21 protein-coding genes are annotated in these 24575 nt (G+C 67.5%); 10 read left to right on the forward strand and 11 right to left on the reverse strand.

Features of this window, described 5'->3' with window-relative positions; all coding sequences use genetic code 11:
- Nucleotides 1–58: 58 nt before the first annotated feature.
- Nucleotides 59–304: a hypothetical protein gene (locus PGN37_RS01865; RefSeq protein ID WP_335329318.1), complete on the reverse strand. Its 246-nt coding sequence runs from the start codon at nt 302–304 to the stop codon at nt 59–61.
- 112 nt (nt 305–416) lie between these two features.
- On the reverse strand, nt 417–971 hold the full coding sequence (locus PGN37_RS01870) for a nucleotidyltransferase family protein (protein WP_335329319.1): 555 nt from the start codon (nt 969–971) through the stop codon (nt 417–419).
- A 246-nt stretch (nt 972–1217) separates the two neighbouring features.
- Between PGN37_RS01870 and PGN37_RS01875 the strand changes: the two genes are divergently transcribed.
- Nucleotides 1218–1652 carry an STAS domain-containing protein gene (locus tag PGN37_RS01875; protein WP_335329320.1) on the forward strand — a complete coding sequence of 145 codons (435 nt, stop codon included), beginning with the start codon at nt 1218–1220 and terminating at the stop codon, nt 1650–1652.
- Here PGN37_RS01875 and PGN37_RS01880 read toward each other — a convergent pair.
- Complete coding sequence (locus tag PGN37_RS01880; protein WP_442932818.1) at nt 1623–2348, reverse strand: RNA polymerase sigma factor SigF; 726 nt, start codon at nt 2346–2348, stop codon at nt 1623–1625. The two genes, PGN37_RS01875 and PGN37_RS01880, sit on opposite strands and share 30 nt — an antisense overlap.
- Nucleotides 2349–2410: 62 nt before the next feature.
- Nucleotides 2411–2842, reverse strand: coding sequence for an ATP-binding protein (locus PGN37_RS01885; protein WP_335329322.1), 432 nt, complete (start codon nt 2840–2842; stop codon nt 2411–2413).
- A gap of 314 nt (nt 2843–3156) precedes the next feature.
- On the opposite strand from PGN37_RS01885, the gene mbp1 reads away from it, so the two are divergent.
- Nucleotides 3157–3393, forward strand: coding sequence for a microaggregate-binding protein 1 (mbp1, locus tag PGN37_RS01890; protein ID WP_335329323.1), 237 nt, complete (start codon nt 3157–3159; stop codon nt 3391–3393).
- A gap of 70 nt (nt 3394–3463) precedes the next feature.
- Here mbp1 and PGN37_RS01895 read toward each other — a convergent pair whose 3' ends face one another.
- From PGN37_RS01895 to PGN37_RS01905, 3 genes are all read right to left on the reverse strand, one after another.
- Complete coding sequence (locus PGN37_RS01895) at nt 3464–4339, reverse strand: hypothetical protein (RefSeq protein WP_335329324.1); 876 nt, start codon at nt 4337–4339, stop codon at nt 3464–3466.
- A 146-nt stretch (nt 4340–4485) separates the two neighbouring features.
- Nucleotides 4486–4836, reverse strand: a complete 351-nt coding sequence (locus PGN37_RS01900; protein ID WP_335329325.1) for a helix-turn-helix transcriptional regulator — start codon at nt 4834–4836, stop codon at nt 4486–4488.
- Between the two features lie 159 nt (nt 4837–4995).
- Complete coding sequence (locus PGN37_RS01905; RefSeq protein ID WP_335329326.1) at nt 4996–5364, reverse strand: hypothetical protein; 369 nt, start codon at nt 5362–5364, stop codon at nt 4996–4998.
- 79 nt (nt 5365–5443) lie between these two features.
- On the opposite strand from PGN37_RS01905, the gene PGN37_RS01910 reads away from it, so the two are divergent.
- Nucleotides 5444–6004, forward strand: a complete 561-nt coding sequence (locus tag PGN37_RS01910) for a restriction endonuclease (RefSeq protein WP_335329327.1) — start codon at nt 5444–5446, stop codon at nt 6002–6004.
- On the opposite strand, the gene lat is transcribed toward PGN37_RS01910, so the two are convergent.
- The 4 genes from lat to PGN37_RS01930 form a co-directional block, all read right to left on the reverse strand.
- Entirely contained in the window at nt 5973–7337 is a 1365-nt protein-coding gene (gene lat / locus PGN37_RS01915) for an L-lysine 6-transaminase (protein ID WP_335329328.1), read from the reverse strand. The two genes, PGN37_RS01910 and lat, sit on opposite strands and share 32 nt — an antisense overlap.
- A gap of 68 nt (nt 7338–7405) precedes the next feature.
- Entirely contained in the window at nt 7406–8815 is a 1410-nt protein-coding gene (locus PGN37_RS01920; protein ID WP_335329329.1) for a mechanosensitive ion channel family protein, read from the reverse strand.
- Nucleotides 8812–10947, reverse strand: a complete 2136-nt coding sequence (locus tag PGN37_RS01925) for an adenylate/guanylate cyclase domain-containing protein (protein WP_335329330.1) — start codon at nt 10945–10947, stop codon at nt 8812–8814. Before PGN37_RS01925 ends, PGN37_RS01920 begins: the two co-directional genes overlap by 4 nt.
- 169 nt (nt 10948–11116) lie before the next feature.
- On the reverse strand, nt 11117–11587 hold the full coding sequence (locus PGN37_RS01930) for an Lrp/AsnC family transcriptional regulator (protein ID WP_335329331.1): 471 nt from the start codon (nt 11585–11587) through the stop codon (nt 11117–11119).
- Nucleotides 11588–11610: 23 nt separating this feature from the next.
- On the opposite strand from PGN37_RS01930, the gene hglS reads away from it, so the two are divergent.
- The 7 genes from hglS (at nt 11611) to PGN37_RS01965 (ending at nt 24575) form a co-directional block, all read left to right on the forward strand.
- The gene (gene hglS, locus PGN37_RS01935) at nt 11611–12840 is read left to right on the forward strand and encodes a 2-oxoadipate dioxygenase/decarboxylase (protein ID WP_335329332.1); all 1230 of its coding nucleotides are present in this window, start codon (nt 11611–11613) and stop codon (nt 12838–12840) included.
- The gene (gene amaB / locus PGN37_RS01940; RefSeq protein WP_335329333.1) at nt 12837–14384 is read left to right on the forward strand and encodes an L-piperidine-6-carboxylate dehydrogenase; all 1548 of its coding nucleotides are present in this window, start codon (nt 12837–12839) and stop codon (nt 14382–14384) included. The genes hglS and amaB overlap by 4 nt, the downstream gene beginning before the upstream one ends.
- Before the next feature lie 91 nt (nt 14385–14475).
- On the forward strand, nt 14476–15294 hold the full coding sequence (locus PGN37_RS01945) for an SDR family NAD(P)-dependent oxidoreductase (protein WP_335329334.1): 819 nt from the start codon (nt 14476–14478) through the stop codon (nt 15292–15294).
- Nucleotides 15295–15635: 341 nt separating this feature from the next.
- Nucleotides 15636–17396: an NAD(P)/FAD-dependent oxidoreductase gene (locus PGN37_RS01950; RefSeq protein WP_335329335.1), complete on the forward strand. Its 1761-nt coding sequence runs from the start codon at nt 15636–15638 to the stop codon at nt 17394–17396.
- Nucleotides 17393–22879 carry a type I polyketide synthase gene (locus tag PGN37_RS01955; protein WP_335329336.1) on the forward strand — a complete coding sequence of 1829 codons (5487 nt, stop codon included), beginning with the start codon at nt 17393–17395 and terminating at the stop codon, nt 22877–22879. Before PGN37_RS01950 ends, PGN37_RS01955 begins: the two co-directional genes overlap by 4 nt.
- Complete coding sequence (locus PGN37_RS01960) at nt 22876–23727, forward strand: ABC transporter ATP-binding protein (protein WP_335329337.1); 852 nt, start codon at nt 22876–22878, stop codon at nt 23725–23727. Before PGN37_RS01955 ends, PGN37_RS01960 begins: the two co-directional genes overlap by 4 nt.
- Nucleotides 23727–24575 (forward strand): ABC transporter permease, encoded by an 849-nt coding sequence (locus PGN37_RS01965; RefSeq protein WP_335329338.1) that lies wholly within the window; start codon nt 23727–23729, stop codon nt 24573–24575. The genes PGN37_RS01960 and PGN37_RS01965 overlap by 1 nt, the downstream gene beginning before the upstream one ends.

Below are 24575 nucleotides of genomic sequence, written 5' to 3' on the forward strand. Positions count from 1 at the left end.
TTACCGGAAGCGTACAGCAAATCCGTTTACCATCGACCCTTCCCCGCGAGCAGGGACGTCAGTGGCTCTGCTGGATCGACCAGCTGGGCGCGGAGTAGCTCTGCTGCGGCCAGTAGTAGTAGCCATAGCCGACTCGCGGCCAACCGACCCACGGCTGCGCGACCGTGTCCGGTGTCGCGACCATGCTGCCGTCGTCGTTGACGGTCATCGCAGCGCTGGCCGTGCCGGCCAGGCCGAGTGCGGCGGAGCCGATGATGCCGGCCGACAGCAGAGGCAGGGCGAGGGTGCGGGTGAAGCGGTTCATGGCGAGCTCCTTCATTGAGTGATGACTCAACTCTCGCCCGCCGCGAGCCCGGAGTCTGTCCGGTGATCAGGCCTTATGCCGGAGGATCGTCATGTCCCCCGATCGGTGGACATCACCGCGTGTCGACGTCGGCACCCGAACACAGATCGGCACAGTCGACCGCGACAACGTCGTCGCGGGTGCGCAGAAACGGTCCCGCGCCATCGTCTCCGGCCAGCATCTCGAGCAGCGTCGCCCAATGCCTGCGAGCGATCACCACCGGGTGCCCCGGCCTGCTCGCATAAGTAGCGCGCGCCAGCCCGGTGCCGGCTGCGGCGTCGAGCACCCGCCTGACCGCGGCGGCATTCACCTCGGGGGTGTCGACCGGCAAGAAGACCGCGCGGTCAGCCTCACCGCCCACCGCGAGCACACCCGCGCGCACCGATGCACTGAGTCCGTCGGCCCAGTTTTCTGCGACGACGGCACGCGCTGGATGAGGGATCGTCACACCGTCGACAGCGGCGCCGAGAACGACGACCACGTCATCACAACCGCCGTCGTGCAGGGCCGCTACCGCTGAAACCAACCACTGGCCGGTGTCAGCAAGCACCTTGGGCATGCCGTATCGGGTGCCGGCGCCCGCAGCCAGGACAACTCCCGTGTTCGAATACCGTTGAGCAGCAGTCACTTTCGCCGAGAACCTTCATTAGTATGGCAATTTTGACATCTACGCGGTCGGCAATTGTGACCAACAGCTGAAAGTCATTGTCCAAGATCGCCGGGTGCGCGTATGGTCTGGTCAACGGGTTGATGAACCAGCCCTATTTGAGGAAACGTCATCGTCACGCGGGTCTGCAATGCCCGCGCAGGTTTTTAGTCCAGCCCCCTTGGCGCGACCACAGAGCGAAAATCCTTTCGACTGATGGAGCCGACAGTGGCTGATTCGCCTGTCAAACCCCCGGACAGCACCGAGGACACGCACACGTGTCACTCCGCGCATTTCCAGACTCGCCGGCCGCAACCGGCCACCGCAGTCGTCTCCGCCCACGGCGAACTCGACGCGGCGAACGGCAACGCCTTCGTCAACTACGCCCTGCGGGACGCGAAGCAGACCCAATGGCTGGTGATCGACCTCAGCGGACTGAGTTTCTTCGCCACGGCCGGCTTCTCTGCGCTGCACACGCTCAACGTGCAATGCGCCGGCCAGAACATCCGATGGGCACTGATCCCAAGCCTCGCCGTCGATCGGCTGCTCAGGCTGTGCGACCCGGACTCGACGCTGCCGATCTCCGTCGACATTGCCAATGCACTGACCACAGTGCACAGCGATCCCCCGCGGTTACTGAAGCTGATCTCGCAGCCGCGTTAGCGACTTCGCCAGCAGCCGGGACACGTGCATCTGCGAGATTCCCACGCGCTCGGCGATCTGCGTCTGGGTCATCGACTCGAAAAACCGCAGCACCAGCACAGTGCGTTCCCGCTCCGGCAGGGCCTCGAGCAGCGGACGCAGTGCCTCGCGGTTCTCGATCTGGTCGAGAGTCATGTCGAAGTCACCGAGGGTGTCGGCGATCGCCGGGGCATCCTCGTTGCTGCCGCTGCCGCCACTGTCGATGGACAGTGTGTTGTACGAGCTGCCCGCGACCAGGCCCTCGATGACCTCGTCGCGATCCATCTCGAGTTCGGCGGCCAGCTCGGTCGCCGTCGGCGCGCGGCCCAGCCGCTGCGACAGATCAGCGGTGGCGGCGCCGAGGCGCAGATGCAGTTCTTTGAGCCGGCGGGGCACCTTGACCGACCAGCTGTTGTCCCGGAAATGCCGGCGAACCTCACCCATGATGGTGGGCACCGCGAAGGACACGAAGTCAGACCCGGCGTTGACGTCGAAGCGGATCACCGCGTTGACGAGACCGACCCGCGCGACCTGCACCAGATCGTCGCGGGGCTCCCCACGGCCGTCGAACCGGCGGGCGATGTGGTCGGCCAGCGGCAGGCAGCGTTCGACGATGGCGTCGCGCTGACGCTGAAACGGCGCCGAGCCCTCCTCGAGCCCTTCCAACTTCCGGAACATGGCGACCACGTCCGCATATTCAGAGCTCGATCGTGACGACGAACCCTGGGAGGACGACCGGGTCACTGCAACGAACTCGCTCGCCTTGTCGTCATCGAGATACCGAATACCTGGCCCTCCGGCGACTGACCGTCGGAGAACGTGGTCACCTCGTCGGTCAGGGAGCTCAGAACGTGCCAACTGAAACTGCCGGGAGCAAGAATGTCAGGGCTGTCGCAGGTGGTCGACGCGTGGACGACCAGCGCCTCAGGCTGCGGATCCACGATCAACAGCAGCGTGGAATCGGGCACGGCGGACCTGATCAGCCGTGTGCAGGCCTCATCGACGGCCAGCCGCAGATCGGCGACGGCGTCAAAATCGAGGTCCTCGAACGTACCGATTGCTGCGACCAGGGTGCGGAGCACGGCCAGGTTCTCCAGCGTCGCTGCGACACGCAGCTCCACGGACTGAGCGCTCTGCCGCTTCCCATTGACGTGGCTCGCGCCCTGCGCCATCTGACCTCCCGAAAACTTCCCCGAGAGACTACCCCAGGGCGCGTCGCCGCTACCCACAGGTGCTCCGGCCTGTCGCGGCGAGCGCCGAATCTGTGTCCGCGCGCCGCCGGTTGACTGTTGCTGACATGGTGCGCAACCCATACCCCAGCCCCCAAATCTGCAAACTCGAGGCCGAAAAGCCTTGCGTCAGCAGGCAATTCTGCGTAACCGCGGTGAGACCTGCGTCACCCGTTTAGCCCACGGGTCGCGGGGAAGCCCAGGCCGACCGACCACGGGTCGGAGCCGAGGTCGACAACCCAAGCCGAAAGGTGATCATGACTGACAAGAACAGCGGTCCCGCAGAGGGCATCAAAGGCGTCGTCGAGGACGTGAAGGGCAAGGCGAAGGAGACCGTCGGCACCGTCGCCGGACGTGACGACATGGTTGAAGAAGGCAAAGCGCAGCAGGACAAGGCCGAAGCGCAGCGTGAGGTCGCGGAAAAGGAAGCCGAGGCCGAGTCGGCTCGTGCCGGCGCCAAGGCCGCCGAAAAGCGCCAGGAAGCCAACCAGTAAGCAGACTCTCGACGGGCCCGACCGGTATGACCGGTCGGGCCCGTTGTCTGTTGTGTCAACGTCTGTTGCGTCAACGTCTGTTGCGTCGACGTCGATAGCCTTGCTGCTCGAGGGCAAGGCCTACACGGCCCAGAACCTCACCGAATGTGCTCTGGCGATGAAAGACCACGAAGTTCCATGTGAATTCCTTCATGTAGCGAATCTTGTGCTCGATCTCGGGGCAATAACCGGTGCCGTACGGCCACTTGGTGAAGAGGTCGTCGCCATCCATGTCGAGGACGTCGATACCGATCTTGAGATCGTCGTAGGCGAGATCGACGCCACCCCAGGCCGCCGATCCGACACGCACACCCGTTCGGGGCACCATGGGCCAGCGCTTGCGCAGAATGAGCCGCACCCGGGTCGCGTTGCGCGTCTGCGCACCGCCGTCCATCAGATCGACAGTGCCCCGCGCGAACTCCAACCGGCGCGCCCGCGGATAGCGATCTGCCAGCGCCTGCACCTCACCGATCCCGATACCCGTGGCTCGAGCCAGATCATCCAGGCATTTCACCGCCTCGACGCGCGGGTTATGGCGTGCAAGGTCGAAGGCGGTGCGTTGCGGCGTGGTGACCGGTATTCCGTCGACCGAGCAGATCTCGTCGGGTTCGATGCTCTCGTTGCGAACGATGATCCCGCGCGGCGGCCGAGGGAAGCGGCGGATCATCTCGATCGGCACGTCGTCGTCGATCCACCGGGCCCCGTGCAGCGCGGCGGCTGCGCGGCCGGCGATCACCCCCTGACCGCGAGACCAGATCGAGGCCGCGTGGATCCGGTCCAACAGCGTGGGCGCGGCATTGGCTGTCATGTAGACATCGGGAAAAAGCCTGCGGTATCGGCTCCGAAGAACACCGCGAGTCAGCACACCGGCGGAAAGTGCCTCGCTGCCGCGAAGGATGTCTGTCACGAGAGGATCGTGGCCCTGAGCACCGACACAGTCGCCCATGAGACGCAGGTCGGGAAGCACCTCTGCCCGGTGCTGTGGACGAGATTGCGTTGAGGGTCGCGCGGACGACCCTGACGGCAATCTCGGCTACAGCATCCGGCAGCGGGTCATGTCAGCGCGTCGATCAGCTCGCCGACGGTGTGCGCGGACTCCACCGGATGTCGCATCCGCCCGTCGCGGTTGACCGTGTAGCTGTTGCGGCGGCCGACCTTGGCCTTGTCGACGTATCCGTCGGCGATGAGGTCGGCCAGGATTGTCTGGACGGATCGTTCGGTGATCCCGATCAGCACGCTCAACTCGCGCGCTGTCAACGATCTCCCATGCGCGAGGCAGAGCAGCACGTGTCCGTGATTGGTCAGGAATGTCCACGTTCGCGACGTGGACGAGACTTCGGCTACCGGAGGGGCTGCCGCCGCGCGCGGTGCCACCTTGCCAGGGCTTTTGCGTGAGGCGGACATCGGCAAGAGCTTAAGTGATCCGCACAGTCCGTTTCGGCATTTATGACACGGCGAATTTTGCGAAGTGCAAAACGTGAGATCCAATACGGATGCACTCGACGCTCCTCGCCGAGGATACGAATAGCGTTCTGGTCGAGATGGTTTGACAGAGAACGTCAATCAGGGCAGGGCCGGCAGGGCGGTGATCACCGTCAGAGCGATCAGAAGCCACCCGGCGCTCTGCCACGCCCACCAGGCCGGTGTCTCGCGCTGCATCTTCGCGCCGCGCAGTAGCGACACGGCGCCGCCGACCAGCAGGATCAGCGGCGCACCGACGGCTGCTCCCGCGCGCTGAGGAACACCGCACGCCAGCCCGTCGATCGTGGACCCGGTGCAGGTGCCCATCCACAGCGACGACGTCACGAGGAACAGCAGCCCCACAGCGGCAAACCCGAGTGCCGTGCGCACGGCATCACGCACGCTGCGGTCTTCTGCCCGGTCGCCATAACCGATGCCCGACCGGCGTTCGTGGCCCGACAGGTCCGTCATGCAACCGTGACTTCCCCGTGATCTGCGCTGGTAAACGTCGGTGGCCCGCCTTGTCACCGCCCCCGCTTACGATCCGGTGGTGACGCGGACTCGGTGGCGCTTGGCGGGTGCGCTCGGCATCGCCGCCGGGGTGGGCGCGGCGCTCTGCGGTGTGGCGCCGTGGTGGTGTGTGGCAATCGCGGTGGCCACGCCGCTCGTGCCACGGTTCCTCACAGCCATCGTCGTGGGCGCCGCCACGCCAGGAGCCCGCGAGACCGATGCCCGAGACGAGATGTCAGGCACCGAGTTCGAGGACTACGTGGCTCGTATCGCGCGCTCGGCCGGTGTGCCGGTGATCATGACGCCGCTGTCGGGCGACTGGGGCGTCGACCTGATCCTCGGGCACCGGCCCGACCGGTTGGCAGTGCAGTGCAAACGGCAGTCACGCCCGGTCGGTACCAGCGCCGTGCAAGAGGTCGTGGCCGGCGCACCCATGCAGGACTGCACCCGCACCATGGTCGTCACCAACCACCAGTTCACGCCTGCGGCACGCACACTCGCCGAACGTCACGGCTGCGAGCTGGTCGGCCGCGACGAGTTGCCGCGGCTGCGCTCGACGATCCGCCGGCTCACCCGGCCGATCGAACCGACATCGACCTGAGCACCGCGCGCACCGCATCGACCGCGGCGTCGATCTCCTCGCGCGACACCGTCAGCGCGGGCCGGAACCGGACGCTGTCGGGACCGCAACCGAGCATGATCACCCCGGCGTCCCAGAGCCGTGCCACCAGCGTGTCGCGCTGCTCGGCACTCGGCAGACTGAACGCGCACATCAGACCGCGGCCGCGAACGTCGCGAACCATCGCGGGGAAAGCGGCGGCCACCTCGTCGAGGCGATCGAGCAGATAGCGGCCGTTGTCCGCGGCGCAGTCGAAGAGCCCGTCGGCCTCGATGACCTCCAGGACGCGGCGTGACCGCACCATGTCCACGAGATTGCCGCCCCAGGTCGAGTTGATCCGCGAGCTCACGGCGAACACGTTGTCGGCGACCTCGTCGACGCGGCCGCCGGCCATCACTCCGCACACCTGCGTCTTCTTGCCGAACGCCACGACATCGGGCCGCACGCCCAATTGCTGGTAAGCCCAAGCTGTTCCGGTGATCCCGCAGCCGGTCTGCACCTCGTCGAAGATCAGCAGCGCGTCGAACTCGTCGCACAGCGCACGCATCGCGGCGAAGAACTGCGGCCGGATGTGACGGTCTCCACCCTCACCCTGGATGGGCTCGGCGATGAAGCAGGCGATGTCATGCGGCGCCGCCTCGAACGCGGCACGCGCCTGCCGCAGCGACTCTGCCTCCAGTGCCTCGATGTTCGCGCCCGAACGCAGATAGGGCGCATCGAGGCGCGGCCAGTCGAACTTCGGGAAACGCGCGACCTTGTTGGGATCGGTGTTCGTCAGCGACATCGTGTAGCCGCTGCGGCCGTGGAAGGCGCCACGCAGATGCAGGACCTTGGTGCCCAACTCGGGGTCGCGACCGTGCGCCTCGTTGTGCCGACTCTTCCAGTCGAAGGCCACCTTGAGCGCGTTCTCGACGGCCAGCGCCCCACCGTCGACGAAGAACAGGTGCGGCAGCGCCGGATCGCCGAGGACACGGGCGAACGTCTCCACGAAACGTGCCATCGGCACGCTGTACACATCGGAATTGCTGGGCTTGTTCAGCGCGGCCGCGGTCAGTTCCGCGCGGAACTGCTCGTCGTCGGCCAGCGCCGGATGGTTCATGCCCAGCGCCGACGATGCGAAGAACGTGAACATGTCGAGATAGCCGCGGCCCGAGCGCGCGTCGATCAGATAGGACCCGTGCGAACGCTCGACGTCGAGCACGAGGTCCAGCCCGTCGGCGAGGATGCTGCGGGCCAACACCGGGCGCACGTCCTCGGGGGTGATGTCGGAGGTGATCCGGGATGCGACAGCAGGCGGCGCCAGAACATCGGTCATTAGGCGACTATAACGCAAAAATTCCGTTAAGAACGGTCTGAAGATATAAAGTTTCCCGTCAAGGGTATTTACACACGACTCTTTTCCGGGTCCAGCGCCTCTTCGGCGGCTCGCCGGCGTAGATCGATCGTCCCGCCGAGCTGGCGAGCCAACGCCGGATGCTGCTGCACCACGGGCGCGATGACGTGGCGGGGAATCGAGAGCACGGTCGTGTCGGCCACCGCGACCGCGCCGGTCAGGACGCGCTGACGGGTCAGCGCTGTGGCCCCGACGAAGTCGCCCGATTGCACCTGCCCGATCGGCACGCGCCCGCCGTCTCGCGCGGTCGCCGTCAGCTGCAGCTCACCGTCGAGCACGAACGCGATGGCGTCGGGAATCGACCCCGCGGCCTGCACGACCTCACCCTCGGCGTACGAGAGAAGCCGGCCCGCCTCGACGAGTGAGGCCGTGGTCTCGTCGTCCAGGCCCAGCCTCGACCCGATCCGCATCGCCTGCGCGCTCAGGTCGGGAGCCACGTCGTCCTGCGGCTCCACGCCGTCGAGGCGCACCCCGGCTCGCCGAGCTGCGTACCAAACTCGATGCAGCAGAACGTTTCTGGTCGGCGACTCATCAGCGGGGCCGATGACCGGGACGGACACCCGGTACTCCCCCGCACCGAGTGAACTCACCCGGGACGGCAGGTCCGCGATCTTCGACGGCAGCGCGTCGGCGACGGCGCGCAGCATCTCCACGACGGTGGCAGGGCGGTCGCCCGGACTGAAGGTCAGGGTCGCCGTTGCCTGGAAGGCGGCGCCGGTCACACGACTGAGGTTGGTGAAGGACCCGGTGGCCAGCGACGCGTTCGGCACGATCGTGATGCCGTTGCCGGTGTCGATGTGTACCGAACGCCAGTTCACCTCGAGGACACGGCCGCGGGCCGCCGAGGTGTCGAGCCAGTCACCGATGCGGAAAGGCTGTTCGAACAGCAGGAACAACCCGGCGATCACGGGACCCACAGCCGACTGCACGGCCAAGCCGATGACGATCGAGGTGACACCGACCGCGGCGAACAGGCCCCCGACGTCGGTGCCCCAGACCCAGGAGAACAGCAGCCCCAGACCGATCACGATCACCACGAGCCGGCCGAGGTCGATGAAGATCGTCGGCAACCGCTCACGCCAACTGCCCGGCCGCGCTTCCCCGAACAGCGCCGCGTTGGCGCCGGAGAGCGCGAACAAGATGAGGAGGAAGCCGAAGACGGTCGCGGCGATGCGCGGCCAGGTGGCCTCGACGTCGGAGTCGTTGAGCTGGTCGATGAGGACGTACAGCGCCAGCGCAGGCAAGACCGCGTTGCGGAGCAGCAGCACCGGCCGGGCGTAGCTGCTGCTGCGCCGCGACAGCCACTGGTACAGCTCGGTGAGGACCAGCAGCGCGACGGGCAGTGCCACGACGACCGACACGGTCGGCCAGAACCACGGCTGCGCGGTCACCACGTTCACGACGACCTCGCCGGGATGCGCAGCGACCAGACCGGTTCGTCCCCGTCAGGCCCGGCCACCGAGCCTTCTTCGGTGAAGGTGTACAGCGCAGTCAGATTTGCGTGCACGCGATCGCTGACGAAGATGCCCGGTCGATCGGTCGCCGCGTGTACGCGGTGCGCCAGATCGACTGCCTCGCCCCACAGGTCGTAGATCCTGGTGCGCTGCCCGATCAGACCGCTCGACACCTGCCCGCTGTCGATGCCGATGCGCAGGGCGAGCTCCGCGTCGTGCTGGTCGTTGAACACATTGACCACCTCGACGAGGTCGACGGCGAAAGCCGCTGTCCGGCTGGCGTGGTCGACGCGCGGGACGACCAGCCCGCAGGTGGCCAGGAATCCGTTGTGCAGGTTGCGCACCCGTTCGATGCCGTGACGCTCGGCCGCGGCGTCGAACGACTCGATGAGGTCGTTGAGGGTGCGGACCGAATCCTCGGCCGACAGGGCACGGGCGTAATCCTGGAAGTGCAGCAGCTCGGCGTAGACCACCGAGACGTCGCGATGGTCGCCGCCGATGGTCTGCTCACCCTGTCGAACCCGCTGGGCGACCGTTTCGGGCATCAGAGTGGCCAGCAGATCGTCGATTTCGCGCCGCTGGGCGTCGATGAGTTCCTGCTTGGTGCGCAGACTCTCCGACATGTCGTTGAATTCGGCTGCCAAATCGCCGAATTCGTCCTTGGTGGTGACCGGGACACTGACACCGACCTCGCCGCCGCGGACCCTGCGCACCGCGTCGGCGATGCGCGCGACGGGACGGGTCAGCATCCGGCTCAGCAGCAGGGCGAGAATGCAGACGACGAGGACGATCGTCGCCGTCGACAGGGCGATGTTGCGGGCGAATTTGTTGACCGGGGCCAGCGCCTCGCTCTCGTCGATCTTGGCGACCAGTACCCAGTCCAGCCCCGGGATGTCCAGCGGCATGTAGGACACCAGGGAGGGCGGACCGATGTAGTCGTTGTCGGTCACCGTGCCCGATTCGCCCTCGAGCGCCCGGTTGACCGCGACGGTGTTGACGGGCTGCAGCAGCGTGCTGCCCTGGACAGCGACCTCACGTTCGGCCACATCGGTGGGCGTGCCGTGGTCGACGACCTCGCCGACGAAGGCCTGCGGATCGGTGAGCAGGCGCCGCGACACCGACCGCATCAACCGGTCGGGCCCGGCGAGGTAGGTCTCGCCGGTGGCGCCCAGGCCGTCGGCCTCCCATTCGCGGTTGCCGGTCATCACGTTGTTGATGCCGTCGATCGACATCTGCAGCGCGAGCACGCCCTGGATGGCGCCGCCGTCGCCGATCGGAGACAGCACCCACATCGTGGGCTTGTCGTAGGCGGGCGGGTAGCGCTCGAAATCGGTGATGAACGTCTGGTCCACCGAGGTCGCCTGAAGCGCCTTGCGGTAGTTGTCGGCGAGCAGGGACGCCTTGTACGGCCCGGTGATCAGGTTCGTGCCGAGGTCGGCGCCCTTGTAGGCAGTGAAGACGACGTTGCCCGACGTGTCGATCAGCAACGAATCCTCGAACGCGAACCGTGTGGTGAGGTCGGCGAAGAAGCTCTGATAGCGATCGTTGGTCGCCGACCAGGCGGTCGGCGGACCCGCGGGCCGGATGGTCAGCGCCTTGTCGAAGTCGCCTCCGGCCGGGACGGTGTACGCGTTCTGCAGGGCCACGGCGGCGTTGCCGGTGGGTACGAACAGCGTGGGATCCGTCGGTTGTCCGGACTGTTTGGTCAGTTCCGGCGCGAACACGGTGTCGTAGTAACGACGCACGGCGTCGCGCTGCTCGGGTGGCGGAGGCGTCGCGTCGAGCTCGCGGTAGGCGGCGGCGAAATCGCGGGTGGCGTTGACCGTGGTGGCCCCGTGCGTGACGATCGACGCAGCGTCGCTGACGGTGCGGAAGTACTGAGTGATCTCGCGCGCCCGCGACTCCCGCAGCTGCGTCATGTTCGTGAACTCGGCGTTGCGCAGGGAGTCGGTGCCGGAGACGTAGCCGATGGATCCGGTGACCAACACCGACAGCACGCTGACGAGCAACAGCGCGATCAACACTTTGGATTGAACGCCGAGCGCCACTCGTCCGGTACGCCTTCTGAGCAGGCTCATCCGGTCGCCCCTCCCTCCGTCAGGTGGCTACTGTGGCACGAGGCAAACACTGCCGACCGGATCGTTACCGAACCGAGCTGGACCGGGAGGTGGCCGCGCCCGGCGACAATTCCGTCGAACTCGGTCTGCCGATCTTGAAATTTTCGTCAGATCAGATCAGAAACAGGAACTACTCCGGTACGGAGCGCCTGTCGCTGTAGAATTTATGTAGGATGATCGTGCTGCGGGTCTTGACGTCGGCCGCGGTGCGGATGCGCTGTAGCAAGCTCTCCAGCGCCCGAGCCGACTTCACGTGAACCAGCAGCACGTAGTTGTCGTCACCGGCCACCGAATAGCACGCTTCGATCTCGGAGATGTGTTCCAGTCGGGCGGGGGCGTCATCGGGTTGCGACGGGTCGAGAGGTGTGATGGCGACGAACGCCGACAACATGTTGCCGACTGCCTCGGGATTGATCCGGGCGGTGTATCCGGTGACCACACCACGTGATTCGAGCCGACGCACCCGCGACTGCACTGCCGACACCGACAGGCCCGCGGTCGCCGCCAGATGGGCCAGGGTGGCGCGGCCGTCGGCGACGAGTTCGCGGACCAGCACACGGTCGATCTCGTCGAGCGGCTGGCATTCGTCGGGCCCGGTCATGGCCGCACTGTATCGGAGGACCCGTGCCTGACGTCGAAACCTGGCAATTGCGGGCGCAATTCGCCGCAGGGCTCTCCGCCATGTACGGCGCCGAGGTGCCCGCGTATCACACCCTGGTGGAGGTCAGTTCCGAGGTGAACCGGAGCGTCGTCGCCGCCGACGACGACGCCGTGCGGCTGGGCTCCCTCGACCGCGTGACCGCCGAACGCCACGGCGCCATTCGCGTGGGCAACGCGGCCGAACTGGCACAGGTCGCCGACCTCTTCGCCGCCTTCGGCATGTTCGGAGTCGGCTACTACGACCTGCGCGAGGCCGCCTCCCCCGTGCCCGTGGTGTCGACAGCGTTTCGCCCGATCGAGCCGGATGAGCTGGACCGCAACCCTTTTCGGGTGTTCACCTCGATGCTCGCGGTCGCAGACCGGCGGTTCTTCTCCGACGACCTGGCGCACCGGGTGACCCGCTTTCTTGATACTCGGCAGCTCTTCGACCCGGCCCTGATCGCGACCGCCCGCCGCATTGCCGCGCACGGCGCATGCCCGTCCGCCGACGCACAGGACTTCGTCGCCGCGGCCGTCTCGGCCTTCGCTCTGTCGCGCGACCCGATCGACCGGGGCTGGTACGACGAACTGTCGACGGTCTCCGCGGTGGCTGCCGACATCGCCGGTGTGCGGTCCACGCACATCAACCACCTGACGCCCCGGGTGCTCGACATCGACGCGCTGCAGCAGCAGATGACCGCCCGCGGCATCACGATGATCGACCACATCCAGGGCCCGCCCCGCACCGACGGCCCGCGGGTGCTGCTGCGGCAGACGTCGTTCCGGGCTCTGGCCGAGCCGCGCCGGTTCCGTGAGCCGGACGGCACCGTCGTCGACGGCACCCTGCGGGTGCGCTTCGGCGAGGTCGAACAGCGCGGCGTGGCGCTCACCCCGCTGGGCCGCGAGCGCTACGACGCGGCCATGGCCTCCCCGGATCCCGCCGCGGAGTGGGACCAGCACTTCCCCGTCACCGACACCGACCTCGCGGCGTCCGGGCTGGCGTACTACCACGGGGGCGATCCGACCCGTCCCGTCGTCTACGAGGACTTCCTGCCCGCCTCGGCGGCCGGCATCTTCCGCTCCAACCTCGACGGCGATTCGACCGCCGCCGAGGGCGCGGACCACACCGACTACAGCCGCGACTGGATGGCCGCCACGATCGGCCATCACATCCACGACCCCTACCACCTCTACGAGAAAGTCGCCTCCTCATGACCTCCACCGTGACGTCCACGCCCCTGCCGACCTCTGATGACCTGCGTGCCCAGGTACAGGAGGCGCTAGCCGCAGTGGGCGCCCGGGTGTCCCTTGGCGCGCCGAACGCCGGCGGCATCACCGCCAGCTCTCCGGTCAACGGGGACGTGCTGTTCACCGTTGCCGAGTCGTCGGCGACCGAGGTCGACGCGGCGATCGCCGCGGCGGCCGATGCGTTCCGTACCTGGCGCACCACGCCGGCCCCGGTGCGCGGCGCGCTCGTGGCCCGGCTCGGCCAACTCCTGGTCGAGCACAAGGACGCGCTGGCCACGCTGGTGACGATCGAGGCCGGCAAGATCACCTCCGAGGCGCTGGGCGAGGTGCAGGAGATGATCGACATCTGCGAGTTCGCCGTCGGCCTCTCCCGCCAGCTCTACGGCAAGACCATCGCGTCCGAGCGGCCCGGTCACCGGCTGATGGAGACCTGGCACCCCCTCGGCGTCGTCGGCGTCATCACGGCGTTCAACTTTCCCGTCGCGGTGTGGGCATGGAATACCGCGGTGGCGCTCGTCTGCGGTGACACCGTCGTGTGGAAGCCGTCCGAGCTGACCCCGCTGACCGCGATCGCCTGCCATGCGCTGCTGGACCGCGCGTGCAGCGACGTCGGCGCGCCCGCCGGTGTCTCCCAGCTGGTGCAGGGCAGCCGCGAGGTCGGCGAGCAGCTGGTCGACGATTCGCGCGTCGCGCTGCTGTCTGCGACCGGCTCGGTGCGCATGGGCCGGGAGATCGGGCCGCGGGTGGCGCAGCGCTTCGGCAAGGTCCTGCTCGAACTGGGCGGCAACAACGCCGCCGTCGTGACCCCGTCGGCCGATCTCGACCTGGCGGTGCGCGGCATCGTGTTCTCGGCGGCCGGGACGGCGGGTCAGCGCTGCACGACGCTGCGTCGGCTGATCGTGCACTCGTCGATCGCCGACGAATTGGTGGCCCGGATCGTGGCGGCCTACGAGCAACTGCCGGTGGGCGACCCCGCCGCCGAGGGCACGCTGGTGGGCCCGCTCATCCACGAGCGGTCCTACCGCGACATGGTCGGCGCGCTGCAGCAGGCCGCCGCCGAGGGTGGCGACGTGATCGGCGGCGATCGGGTGGACGTCGGGGACGAGGGCGCGTTCTACGTGCGGCCCGCTGTGGTCCGGATGCCCGGCCAAAGCGAGGTCGTGCACCACGAGACCTTCGCGCCGATCCTGTATGTGCTGACCTACGAAACGCTCGACGAGGCTGTCGCGCTCAACAATGCTGTCCCCCAGGGTCTTTCGTCGGCAATCTTCACTCTCGACGTGCGCGAGGCGGAGCGGTTCCTGGCCGCCGACGGATCGGACTGCGGCATCGCCAACGTCAACATCGGCACCTCGGGCGCGGAGATCGGTGGCGCATTCGGCGGCGAGAAGGAGACCGGCGGCGGCCGCGAGTCCGGGTCCGATGCGTGGAAGGCGTACATGCGCCGGGCCACCAACACGGTGAACTACTCCTCAGAGCTCCCGCTCGCCCAGGGCGTCCACTTCGGCTGACCTTTCCTTTTCCCGCGAGCGTGCGGGTCTGCAGCCGACACGCCGCACCAGACCGGGAGTTCACGCACGCTCGCAGTCGAGAATCGGGGGCATGGAACTTGACGGCAAGGTCGCGATCGTCACCGGCGCGGCGTCGGGCATCGGCGCGGCGCTCGCGACCGGACTCGCCGCACGCGGCGTGCGGGTGGTCATCGGCGACCTCGACGAGGCCGGTGCGCACGCATGCGCCGAGGCGATCCGGTCGCACGGCGGGCAGGCGATCGGACTGAGAGCCGATGCCGCAGACGTGGTCGACATCGAAGGCATGATCACGCTCGCGAGCCGCGAATTCGACCCCGTCGACATCTACGTCGCGAACGCCGGCATCATCGGCAGGCCGGGTCTCGGCACTGAGGGCGACTGGGACACGATCCTCGACGTCAACCTGCGCGCCCACATCCGCGCCGCGAGACTGCTTGTGCCGCACTGGCAGTCGAGAGGCTCGGGTTATTTCGTATCGGTGGCCTCGGCGGCCGGGCTATTGACCCAACTCGGGGCGGCCGGGTACGCGGTGAGCAAGCATGCCGTCGTCGGGTTCGCCGAGTGGCTCGCGATCAGCTACGGCGACGACGGTGTCGGAGTCAGTTGCGTGTGCCCACTCGGGGTGGAAACGCCTCTGCTACAGGCAGTTCGGAGTACCGCTGATCCCGACGCGCGACTCGGCGCATCGTCGATCGAACAGTCCGCAGCGGTGCTCAGCGCCGACGACGTGGCCGAGGCGACCATCGAAGCCGTTCTCGCCGATCGCTTCCTGGTGCTCCCGCATGCCGAACTGCTGGAGATGTACCGGCACAAGGGCGGTGACTACGACCGATGGATCTCGGGCATGCGGCGCTACCAGCGCGCACTGCGCGCACAGAGCCAGACGTAAGAATCCCGTCATCACCGACCGGTACTGCCGGTAGCGCCCGCCGCTTCGATCCCGGTCACCTGCTCGGATGTCCACCCGCGAGCCGCCCACAGCAAATCCCCGGACAGCTGTCAGTGGAGCTAGAGCCCCCCGCTTTCCGTATCCGCTAACCGGTCGCCGGGGCGTGCTTTCCGGCAGGTGATGGTCGGTCATTCCGCGCTCGATACAGCGGCGGCACTGCCCGCACCGCAGCCTCCCGACGCCGCTCCCCTGGGTCGTTTCATCGCCCCCGATGGCGCCTCCGCCGCGTGTAATCTCCGAACTCTGGACACCCGTTTGGGCTCCGCGAGGAAAGGACGAGTGTGGACGTTCGAGCGCAATTGTCACAACTCGACGACACAGCGCGAGACGCCCTCGCGCGTCGCATCAAGACCCGACTCGCGGCCCGCGACGAGGACACCAGCGACCATCACGTCGCGATCGTCGGCGGAGGTGTCGCAGCCCTCACCCTCGCTCTCGAACTGCGGTCCGCGCGCCCCGGGACCCGTATCCTCGTCGTCGAACCCATCCCGCATCCCGTCGCCGAAATCACCCACACCGTGGGCGAGTCGACCGTCGAGATCTCCGCGCACTACCTACGCGACCGGCTCGGCCTGGCCGACCATCTGCAGAACCACCAGATCCGCAAGATGGGTCTGCGGATGTTCTTCACCCAGGACGGCAACACCGACATCAGCCGCCGCGTCGAGGTCGGCAGCAGCGCGTTCGTCCCGCAGACCACCTACCAGATCGACCGCGGCAGGTTGGAGAACGAACTGCACCGGCGGTGCGTCGCCGCGGGCATCGAATTCGCCACCGGGCGGGTGCGTGCAGTGGCACTCGGGAGCGGGACGGCAGCGCACCGAGTCACCATCCAGCACGACGACGACGTCACCGAGACGACGGCCCGGTGGGTCGTCGACGCGTCAGGACGCAACCGACTGCTACCGCGCGAACTGGACCTCAAACGCGCCAACGGCCACCACTGCAACGCCGCCTGGCTGCGGATCGCCACCGAGATCGACGTCGGACAGTGGAGCGACGACCCCACCTGGCACGCCCGCCTGTCCGAAGGGCGGCGCGAGTACTCGACGAATCATCTGATGGGCGAAGGTTATTGGGTGTGGCTGATCCGGCTGGCCTCAGGCGCGACCAGCGTCGGCATCGTGGCCGACCCAGCCTTCCACCCGTTCGACGGGTTCAACACCCTCGACAAAGCCCTGGCGTGGCTGCGTGAGCACGAACCGCAGTGCGCCGCAGTTCTCGACGAAAACGCCGGACTGATCAAGGACTTCCGGGTGATGAAGCAGTACAGCCACACCGTCGAGCGGGTCTACGACGGGCAGTCGCGCTGGTGCCTCACCGGTGACGCCGGCGTCTTCCTCGACCCGCTCTACTCCTCCGGGCTGGACCTCGTCGCCATCGGCAACGGCCTGGTCACCGACATGATCACCCGGGAACTCGACGGATCCGACGTCGTCGCCCGCGCCGCGATCGGCGACTCGATGTTCCGGTCCCTCACCGACATGTGGTGCAACATCTACCGCGATCAGTACATCCTGATGGGATCGCCGACGGTGATGTCGGTGAAGGTCATCTGGGACATCGCGTTCTACTGGGGCTTCATCGGATTCCTCTACAGCAACGACCGTTTCACCCAGGTCGCCGACGACCCCGAACTCGTGCCCTATCTGCAGGGTCTCATCGACCTGAGCAACCGGATGCAACTGTTCTTCCGCGAATGGGCCGCCGTCGAACACGATCCCTCCCCCGCCCGCTTCGTCGACCTGTACGTGCCGCTGAACTTCATGGCCACACTGCACCATTCGATGATGGGAACATCGGACGCGGTCCGCGAACAGTTCGACGCCAACGCGCTGCTGCTCCGTCAGATCGCGGGCCAGGTGATCGACACCGTCATGACCGACAAGGCATCTCGGTTCTCCGATGACGATGTCATGTCCCAGGCCCAGGCGTGGCAGCGCGACGGGTTGCTGCGTGAACTGCGCACCGTCTTCCGCGAGCAGCAGGAGATCGATCCCATCTCCACGGGTTGGGTGCTGTGCACCGCGGCAGCTCGATGACCCCAGCCGCCCACGACGACCGCGAAGCACTGGCGATCGTCGGCATCGGCTGCCGACTGCCCGGCGGCGTCGACTCCCCCGACGACTTCTGGCGACTGCTGCTCGACGAGACCGACGCCACTCGCGAGGTGCCCGAATCTCGATGGCATGCACCGCGATTCCATGATTCTGCACCGGGCAAGGCCGGCAAGATGGTGACCCGCCGCGGTGGTTATCTCGACGAGATCGACCAGTTCGACGCGGCGTTCTTCGGCATCTCCCCCCGCGAGGCCAATCTGCTCGATCCCCAGCAACGACTGCTGCTGCACGCCACGTGGGAAGCGTTGGAGGACGGCGGCATTCCCGCCGACGCATTGGCCGGCACCGACGTCGGGGTGTTCATCGGCGGCTTCACACTGGACTACCAGCTGCTGCAGAACCAGGGCCGCACCAGCCGATTCCGATTCAAGCCGCATTCGGCGACCGGGATGATGATGACGATGCTCGCCAATCGCATCTCCTACGCGTTCGACTTCCGCGGCCCGAGCATGGCCGTCGACACCGCGTGCTCGAGCTCACTGGTCGCGGTTCACCTTGCAGCCCAGAGCATCTGGAATGGTGACTGCCAGCTGGCACTCGCCGGCGGGGTGAACATCATCGTGGGTCCCAACACCGCGATCGCCGAATCCAAGAGCGGCTTCCTCTCAGGCGACGGCCGCTGCAAGGCATTCGACGCATCGGCCGACGGGTACGCCCGCGGCGAAGGCGGCGCCGTCGTCGTCCTCAAACCGCTGCAGCAGGCGGTGCGCGACGGCGACCGGGTCTACGCGCAGATTCTCGGCACCGCCGTCACCCAGGACGGTCACACCGACGGCATCACGGTTCCCAGCGAAGACGCCCAACGTGCCGCGATCACCACGGCACTCGAGCGCGCCGGCGTCGCACCCACCGACATCGGCTACGTGGAAGCCCACGGCACCGGAACCCCGGTCGGCGATCCGGTCGAAACCCGGGCTCTGGCAGGCGCGCTCGCCGCCGACCGGACACCCGAGAATCCGCTGCTCATCGGATCGGTCAAGACGAACATCGGCCACCTCGAAGCCGGCGCCGGCGTCGCGGGACTGATCAAGGCCGCGATGACCGTGCAGCACGGGAGGATTCCCGCCAGCCTGCACCTGCGCACCCCGAGCAGCCCGCTCGCGGACCTGAACCTCGACATCCCTCGCACCGCCACGGACTTCCCTGCCGGGCAGCGGCGCATCGCCGGTGTCAACTCGTTCGGATTCGGCGGCACCAACGCCCACGTCGTCATCGCCGAACCCCCCGCCCCCACAGCGCAGTCCGACACATCTGCGGCGGACACGCAGCTCACGCTGCTCCCGCTGTCGGCGCGCTCCCCGGAAGCGCTCGCCGCGGCCGCCTGCCAGCTGGCCGACCATCTGCGGGATCATCCCGAGATCAGCCTGCCCGACCTCGGCTACACCCTGAGTCGACGCCGCAGCCATCTCAGCCATCGCCGCGCGTTGACCGTCGCCGACACCATCGAAGCTCGCGCGCAGCTGCTCGAACTCGCTGACACCGCAGGCGAATCGATGCTCGGCCGCACCGGCGCCGAGGCGCCACGGCTGGCCTTCGTCTGCACCGGGATGGGCCCACAGTGGTGGAAGATGTGCCGCGGCCTGCTTGACACCCATCCGGTGTTCGCCGCCAGCATCGAGCGCACCGATCGCGAACTCGCCCGCTACACCGACTGGTCACTCCTCGAGGAATTGCGCCGCGACGAGGCCGAGTCACGGATGGGCGACACCGAGGTCGCGCAGCCGGCCAACTTCGCCGTCCAGATCGCCCTGGCCGAGCAGCTCGCCCACTACGGCGTCGTGCCCGATGCGGTGATCGGACACAGTGCCGGCGAAGTGGCGGCGCATCACCTCGCCGGCCTGCTCACCTTCGAACAGGCCGTCCGGGTGATCCATCACCGCAGCCGCCTTCAGCAGCGCACCACCGGCATGGGACGCATGCTCGCGGTGGGCCTGAGCGCCGACACGCTCATGACGACGCTCGATGCCGATGCGGCAGCCGAATTCGGTCGCCGGGTGTCGATCGCCGCGATCAACAGCCCGTTCGCCGTGACCATTGCCGGCGACGAGGACGTGCTCGCCGACATCGTGCGCCAACTCGACGAGGCGGAGGTCTTCAACCGCTACCTCGCCGTCAAGGTTCCGTACCACACGCACTACATGGATCTCGTGCGCGACGACATGTTCACCGCGTTCGAGGGATTGTCGTCGGCGCCGGGCCGCATCCCGCTGTACTCGACCGTCACCGGTGAACGGCTGACCGAGTACGCGGCGGGTGCCGCCTACTGGTGGCAGAACACCCGCGCGACTGTGCTTTTCGAAGCCGCTGCCCGGCGGATGCTCGACGACGGATACACCCACTTCGTCGAACTCGGGCCGCATCCCGTGCTGGCGTCGTCGATCCTCGAGATCGCCGGATCGCAGAGCGTCGCGGTGGTCGCGACCCAGCGCCGCGGCGAGGACGACGCTCGCACGCTGTTGGGCGGTGTGGCGGCGCTGTACAGCCACGGTCACGACATCGACTGGCAGGCATTCCATCCCGGCGGCCGCCTGGTGGGCCTGCCGACCTACCCGTGGCAGTCCAAGCGGTTCTGGCACGAAACGCAGGAGGCAGCCGAAGACCTGCACTACACCCCGGTACACCCCCTGCTCGGTCAACCGGTGACCGGCGCACACCCCACGTGGGAGGTCGAGCTCAGCGTCGTCTCGCTGCCGTTCCTGGCCGACCATCAGGTCCAGGGTGCCGCCGTGGTGCCTGGCGCCGTCTACCTCGAGATGGCACTGGCAGCAGCCACCGAGACCTACGGGACTGCCTGCAGCGTCGACGATCTGGTGCTGCACCGCGCGCTTCTGCTCGACGACAGCTGCGACCCGCTGGTACGCACCACGTTGAACGAGGAGAACGGCAAGATCGAGTTCACCGCGTTCACCGGGATCGGGGACGGCGACTTCGGCTGGATCGTCACGGCGACCGCCGAACTGAACACCCTTCCCCCCGTCCCCGCCCATGACCACGGAGCCGAAGACCTCTCCGTCGCAGCACTCGATTCCGACGAGTTCTACGCCCGCACCACCGCACTCGGCTTCGCCTACGGCGACGCATTCCGCCCGGTACGCGACGTCACCGGCGGTGACGGCTGGGCGCGGGTGCGGTTGCGCATCCCCGCCGCCGTCGCCGACGACATCGACGCGTTCTCGTTCCACCCTGCACTGCTCGACGGTGCGCTGCAGAGCCTGTTCGGTACCTCGACGGTCGCCGACAACGCCACGCAGGCAACATATCTGCCCACACGCATCCGACATTGCGCCGTCTACGGGCGTCCGGAACCCGATATGACGGTGCACGTGCGGGTGGTCGCCGCCACACGCGAGGAGATCGAGAGCGACCTCACAGTCGTCGATCGCCTCGGGCAGATCTTGGCGGTTCTGCAGGGATTCACGGTGCAGTCGTTGAGCGCGTCATCGGCGATGTCGACCGAACGGATCGACCGGGGCCTCTACAGCGTCCAGTGGGCTGACCACGAACCGGCGCGCGAGACCGTCGTCGCGCATTCCGGAACATGGGTGATCCTCTGCGACACCGTCGGGTTCGGATCCGCACTGGCCCGCCAGCTGTCCGAACACGGACACCGTGTCGTCGAAGTGGCCCACCAGTCGGTCGCCGCGATCACCGAGACAGGTACCGGGTACGCCGTCGATCCGCAACGCGGAGAACAGCTTCGGGAGCTGATCGGACGGATTCACCAGACCGAGGGCGGGGTGGGCGCGCTCGTCGATTTCTGGCCGATCGACATCTACAGCGGATCAGATCACCGACTCGGTGTGCACGCGCTCCTGCATGCGATCAACGCTCTCGCCGGATGCGACGGCGAAGCACCCCGGGTGCACATCGTCACCGCGAATGCGCAGCCGGCGTTGGGTATCGAAGACCTGGCCGTCGACCAGGCGACCGTGTGGGGGCTGGGCCGGGTGGTCGGGCACCAGGAATTCCCCGAGATGTGGGGCGGCCTCGTCGACATCGACGACGCCGACGATCCCGACCTGGTCGGCGCCCGCCTCTACGCACATCTGCTCGACGCGGACGCCGAGGACCAGATCGCGCTGCGTGGTGAGCGCACTCTCGCACCGCGCCTGCTTCCGTGCCGGGAGCTGACCAGACCCTTCCCCACGAAGCTCAATCGCGCCGCGACCTATGTGGTCACCGGCGGCACCGGCGCACTCGGTCGCAGCGTCGCTCTCTACCTCGCCGAGCGGGGGGCGCGACACATCACGTTGATCAGCCGCCGCGAACTCCCGCCGCGCGCCACCTGGCCCCATCTCGACCCGCAGGACGCACAGCACGCGACCGTGGAGGCGATCCGGCGGATCGAACGGCTCGGCGCGCAGGTGCGCTCCGTCGCCGTCGACATCACCGACGCCGAGAGCGTGGAACGGTGGCGCGACGAGCACGAGGATTCCGGCGGCCCACCGATCCGCGGCATCGTGCACGCCGCCGGATCGGTCGACGACCGCCTCCTGGTCAGCATGACCGAGGAGGACTTCGCCACCGTCATGGCACCCAAGGTCGTCGGAACCCGGTTGCTGCACAACGCCTTCGAGAAGGAGAACCTCGACTTCTTCGTGATGTTCGGCTCGGCAGGCTCGGTGATCGCCTCCCCTGGGCAGGCGAACTACGCGGCCGCGAACGCCTTCCTGGACGCCTTCGCCCACTATCGACGGGCCCGGGGATTGCCCGCCCTGACCATCGGCTGGGGGCCGTGGTCGGTTGGGATGGTCGAGGAGCTCAAGCTCGAGAAGATCTACGCCAACAGGGGTATCGAGCTGATCACCCCGCGCGCGGGAGTTCGGATCCTCGACCGGCTCGTGTCACAGAAGGTGTCCCACGTCGTCGCGATCACCGCAGACTGGAACCGCGCCCGCCAGGGATTCGGCGCCCACCTGCCCGCCATCTACCGTGACCTGGAGTCCGGTCTCGAAGGCCCCGGCGACGCGGGGGCGGCGTCGCTGATCGACACGCTCTCCGCACTGCCCGACGCCGACCGGCTTCCCGTCGTCACCGAGCACGTGCGCAGCATCGTCGCCGCGGTGTTCGACTGCGCGGCAGACGATGTCGAGGCCGACGCCATGCTCGACGATCTGGGACTGGACTCGATGATGGCGATGGAGTTCCGGGTGCGCATCAACACGATGTTCTCGATCGACCTGCCGGTCCTGGAGATCCTGCGTGGAGTATCGGTGAACTCGCTCGCCGCGCGAATCCTCGCCGAACTCCGTCAGATCCATGCCGACAGCGTCGATGCCAGCGTCGAGGCCGAACCGGCCGCCGACGATCTCGACCACCTCATCGCCACCCTGTCCGACGACGAGCTTCGCGCACTGCTGGCCGACCTCCACGACGGCGTCGAGGGAAGTGCGGACACGCAATGACCGCAGCGGAAGTCGCGCCGGCCGTGCACATCCGAGGACTGCGAAAGTCCTACGGTCGATTGCAGGCCGTCCTCGACCTCGACCTCGACGTCGCCTACGGCGAGGTGGTTGCGATTCTCGGACCCAACGGTGCGGGCAAGTCGACGACCATCGAGATCCTCGAAGGCCACCGCCGACGGGACGCCGGCGAGGTTCGGGTACTGGGCGAGGACCCCGGGACCGCCGATCGGGACTGGCGCTCGCGCATCGGCATCGTTCTGCAGGACGCCAGCGACTTCGGGACCCTGACCGTAGCGGAAACCCTGCGGATGTTCGGGCAGTGTTACGGCAGTGCCCGCTCCCCCGGGGACGTGCTGGAGCTGGTCGGCCTGTCCGGTAAGCAGGACGCGCGCGTGCGGACACTGTCGGGCGGTCAGCGGCGCCGGCTCGACGTGGCGCTCGGCATCATCGCGAGCCCGGAGTTGCTGTTCATGGACGAACCGACCACCGGCTTCGACCCGGAGGCGCGACGTCAGTTCTGGGATCTGATCAGACTTCTCGCCGCCGACGGCACCACGATCGTGCTCACCACGCACTACCTCGAGGAGGCCGCCGCGCTCGCCGACCGGGTAGCCGTCATCGCCGCCGGACGCCTGGTGGCGGTCGACACCCCACATCGGCTGACCGCCGCGGCGCATGCGACGGCGACGGTGCGGTGGATCGACCGCGGTGAGGAACGCATCGTGCGCACCGACCGGCCCACCGAATTCATCCGGCAGCAGGCCGCCGCCGGCGGCGAACTCACCGCGCTGACCGTCACGCGGCCCGGCCTGGAAGACGCCTACCTGCAGCTGATCGAGTCGACGTGATGACGGCATCGTCGCAGTCCTCGAGAGCACGGCACAGCTCGCGGTCCACCGCCGCACTGCCCTCGCCGCTGCGCATCGGGCTCTCTCGAGTGATCCCGGAATTGAAGATGTTCTATCGGCGCCCCGAACAGCTGGTGCTGACCTTCTCGATGCCCGCGATCATCTGTCTGCTGCTCGGCTCGATCTTCTCCGGAAATGTCGTGGGTACCGGCACATCGACGAGCGCCGTGATCGCCGCCAGCATGCTGGCCTACGGGATCCTGTCCACCTCGTTCATCAACCTCGGCATCAGCGTGGCCGCCGACCGGGAAACCGGGGCGCTGCGCCGCCTGCGCGGCACCCCGGCGACCGCGACGTCCTACTTCGTCGGCAAGATCGCGCTCGTCGCGATCGCCAGCATCGCCGAGGCCGTCCTCCTGCTGATGGTCGGGCTGTTCGCGTTCGGGTTGCGTCTGCCCTCGGGGATCGGCGAATGGTTCACTCTCGCTTGGGTGTTCGCGCTGGGGATCACCAGCTGCTCGCTGCTGGGCATCCTGATCAGCAATCTCGCCAACAATGCCGTCTCCGCTGCTGTGCTGACCAACGGCCCCGCCGTGAGTCTGCAATTCATCTCGGGCACCTACGTGCCAGTGATGGTGCTGCCCGTGTGGATGCTCACGATCGGCTCACTGTTCCCGGTCAAATGGATGGCGCAAGGTTTCCGCTCTGTGCTGCTGCCACCCGAGATGGAGGCATTCGAACCGGCCGGCAGTTGGGAGCACGAGCGCATCTTCTTGGTGCTGGCGGCGTGGTCCGTCATCGGACTCCTAGCCTGCCTCAAGGTGTTCCGCTGGACGGAGAAGCGCTGA

The sequence above is a fragment of the Mycobacterium kyogaense genome, from assembly GCF_036946525.1.
In the GTDB taxonomy this organism is placed as follows: domain Bacteria; phylum Actinomycetota; class Actinomycetes; order Mycobacteriales; family Mycobacteriaceae; genus Mycobacterium; species Mycobacterium kyogaense_A.

Bases quoted from the DNA above. Each gene is read 5' to 3' on its own strand.
- PGN37_RS01865 (WP_335329318.1), bottom strand. From the start codon at position 304: ATGAACCGCTTCACCCGCACCCTCGCCCTGCCTCTGCTGTCGGCCGGC.
- PGN37_RS01880 (WP_442932818.1), bottom strand. From the start codon at position 2,348: ATGTTCCGGAAGTTGGAAGGGCTCGAGGAGGGCTCGGCGCCGTTTCAG.
- PGN37_RS01885 (WP_335329322.1), bottom strand. From the start codon at position 2,842: ATGGCGCAGGGCGCGAGCCACGTCAATGGGAAGCGGCAGAGCGCTCAG.
- mbp1 (WP_335329323.1), top strand. From the start codon at position 3,157: ATGACTGACAAGAACAGCGGTCCCGCAGAGGGCATCAAAGGCGTCGTC.
- PGN37_RS01900 (WP_335329325.1), bottom strand. From the start codon at position 4,836: ATGTCCGCCTCACGCAAAAGCCCTGGCAAGGTGGCACCGCGCGCGGCG.
- PGN37_RS01905 (WP_335329326.1), bottom strand. From the start codon at position 5,364: ATGACGGACCTGTCGGGCCACGAACGCCGGTCGGGCATCGGTTATGGC.
- lat (WP_335329328.1), bottom strand. From the start codon at position 7,337: ATGACCGATGTTCTGGCGCCGCCTGCTGTCGCATCCCGGATCACCTCC.
- PGN37_RS01925 (WP_335329330.1), bottom strand. From the start codon at position 10,947: ATGAGCCTGCTCAGAAGGCGTACCGGACGAGTGGCGCTCGGCGTTCAA.
- PGN37_RS01930 (WP_335329331.1), bottom strand. From the start codon at position 11,587: ATGACCGGGCCCGACGAATGCCAGCCGCTCGACGAGATCGACCGTGTG.
- amaB (WP_335329333.1), top strand. From the start codon at position 12,837: ATGACCTCCACCGTGACGTCCACGCCCCTGCCGACCTCTGATGACCTG.
- PGN37_RS01945 (WP_335329334.1), top strand. From the start codon at position 14,476: ATGGAACTTGACGGCAAGGTCGCGATCGTCACCGGCGCGGCGTCGGGC.
- PGN37_RS01955 (WP_335329336.1), top strand. From the start codon at position 17,393: ATGACCCCAGCCGCCCACGACGACCGCGAAGCACTGGCGATCGTCGGC.
- PGN37_RS01960 (WP_335329337.1), top strand. From the start codon at position 22,876: ATGACCGCAGCGGAAGTCGCGCCGGCCGTGCACATCCGAGGACTGCGA.
- PGN37_RS01965 (WP_335329338.1), top strand. From the start codon at position 23,727: ATGACGGCATCGTCGCAGTCCTCGAGAGCACGGCACAGCTCGCGGTCC.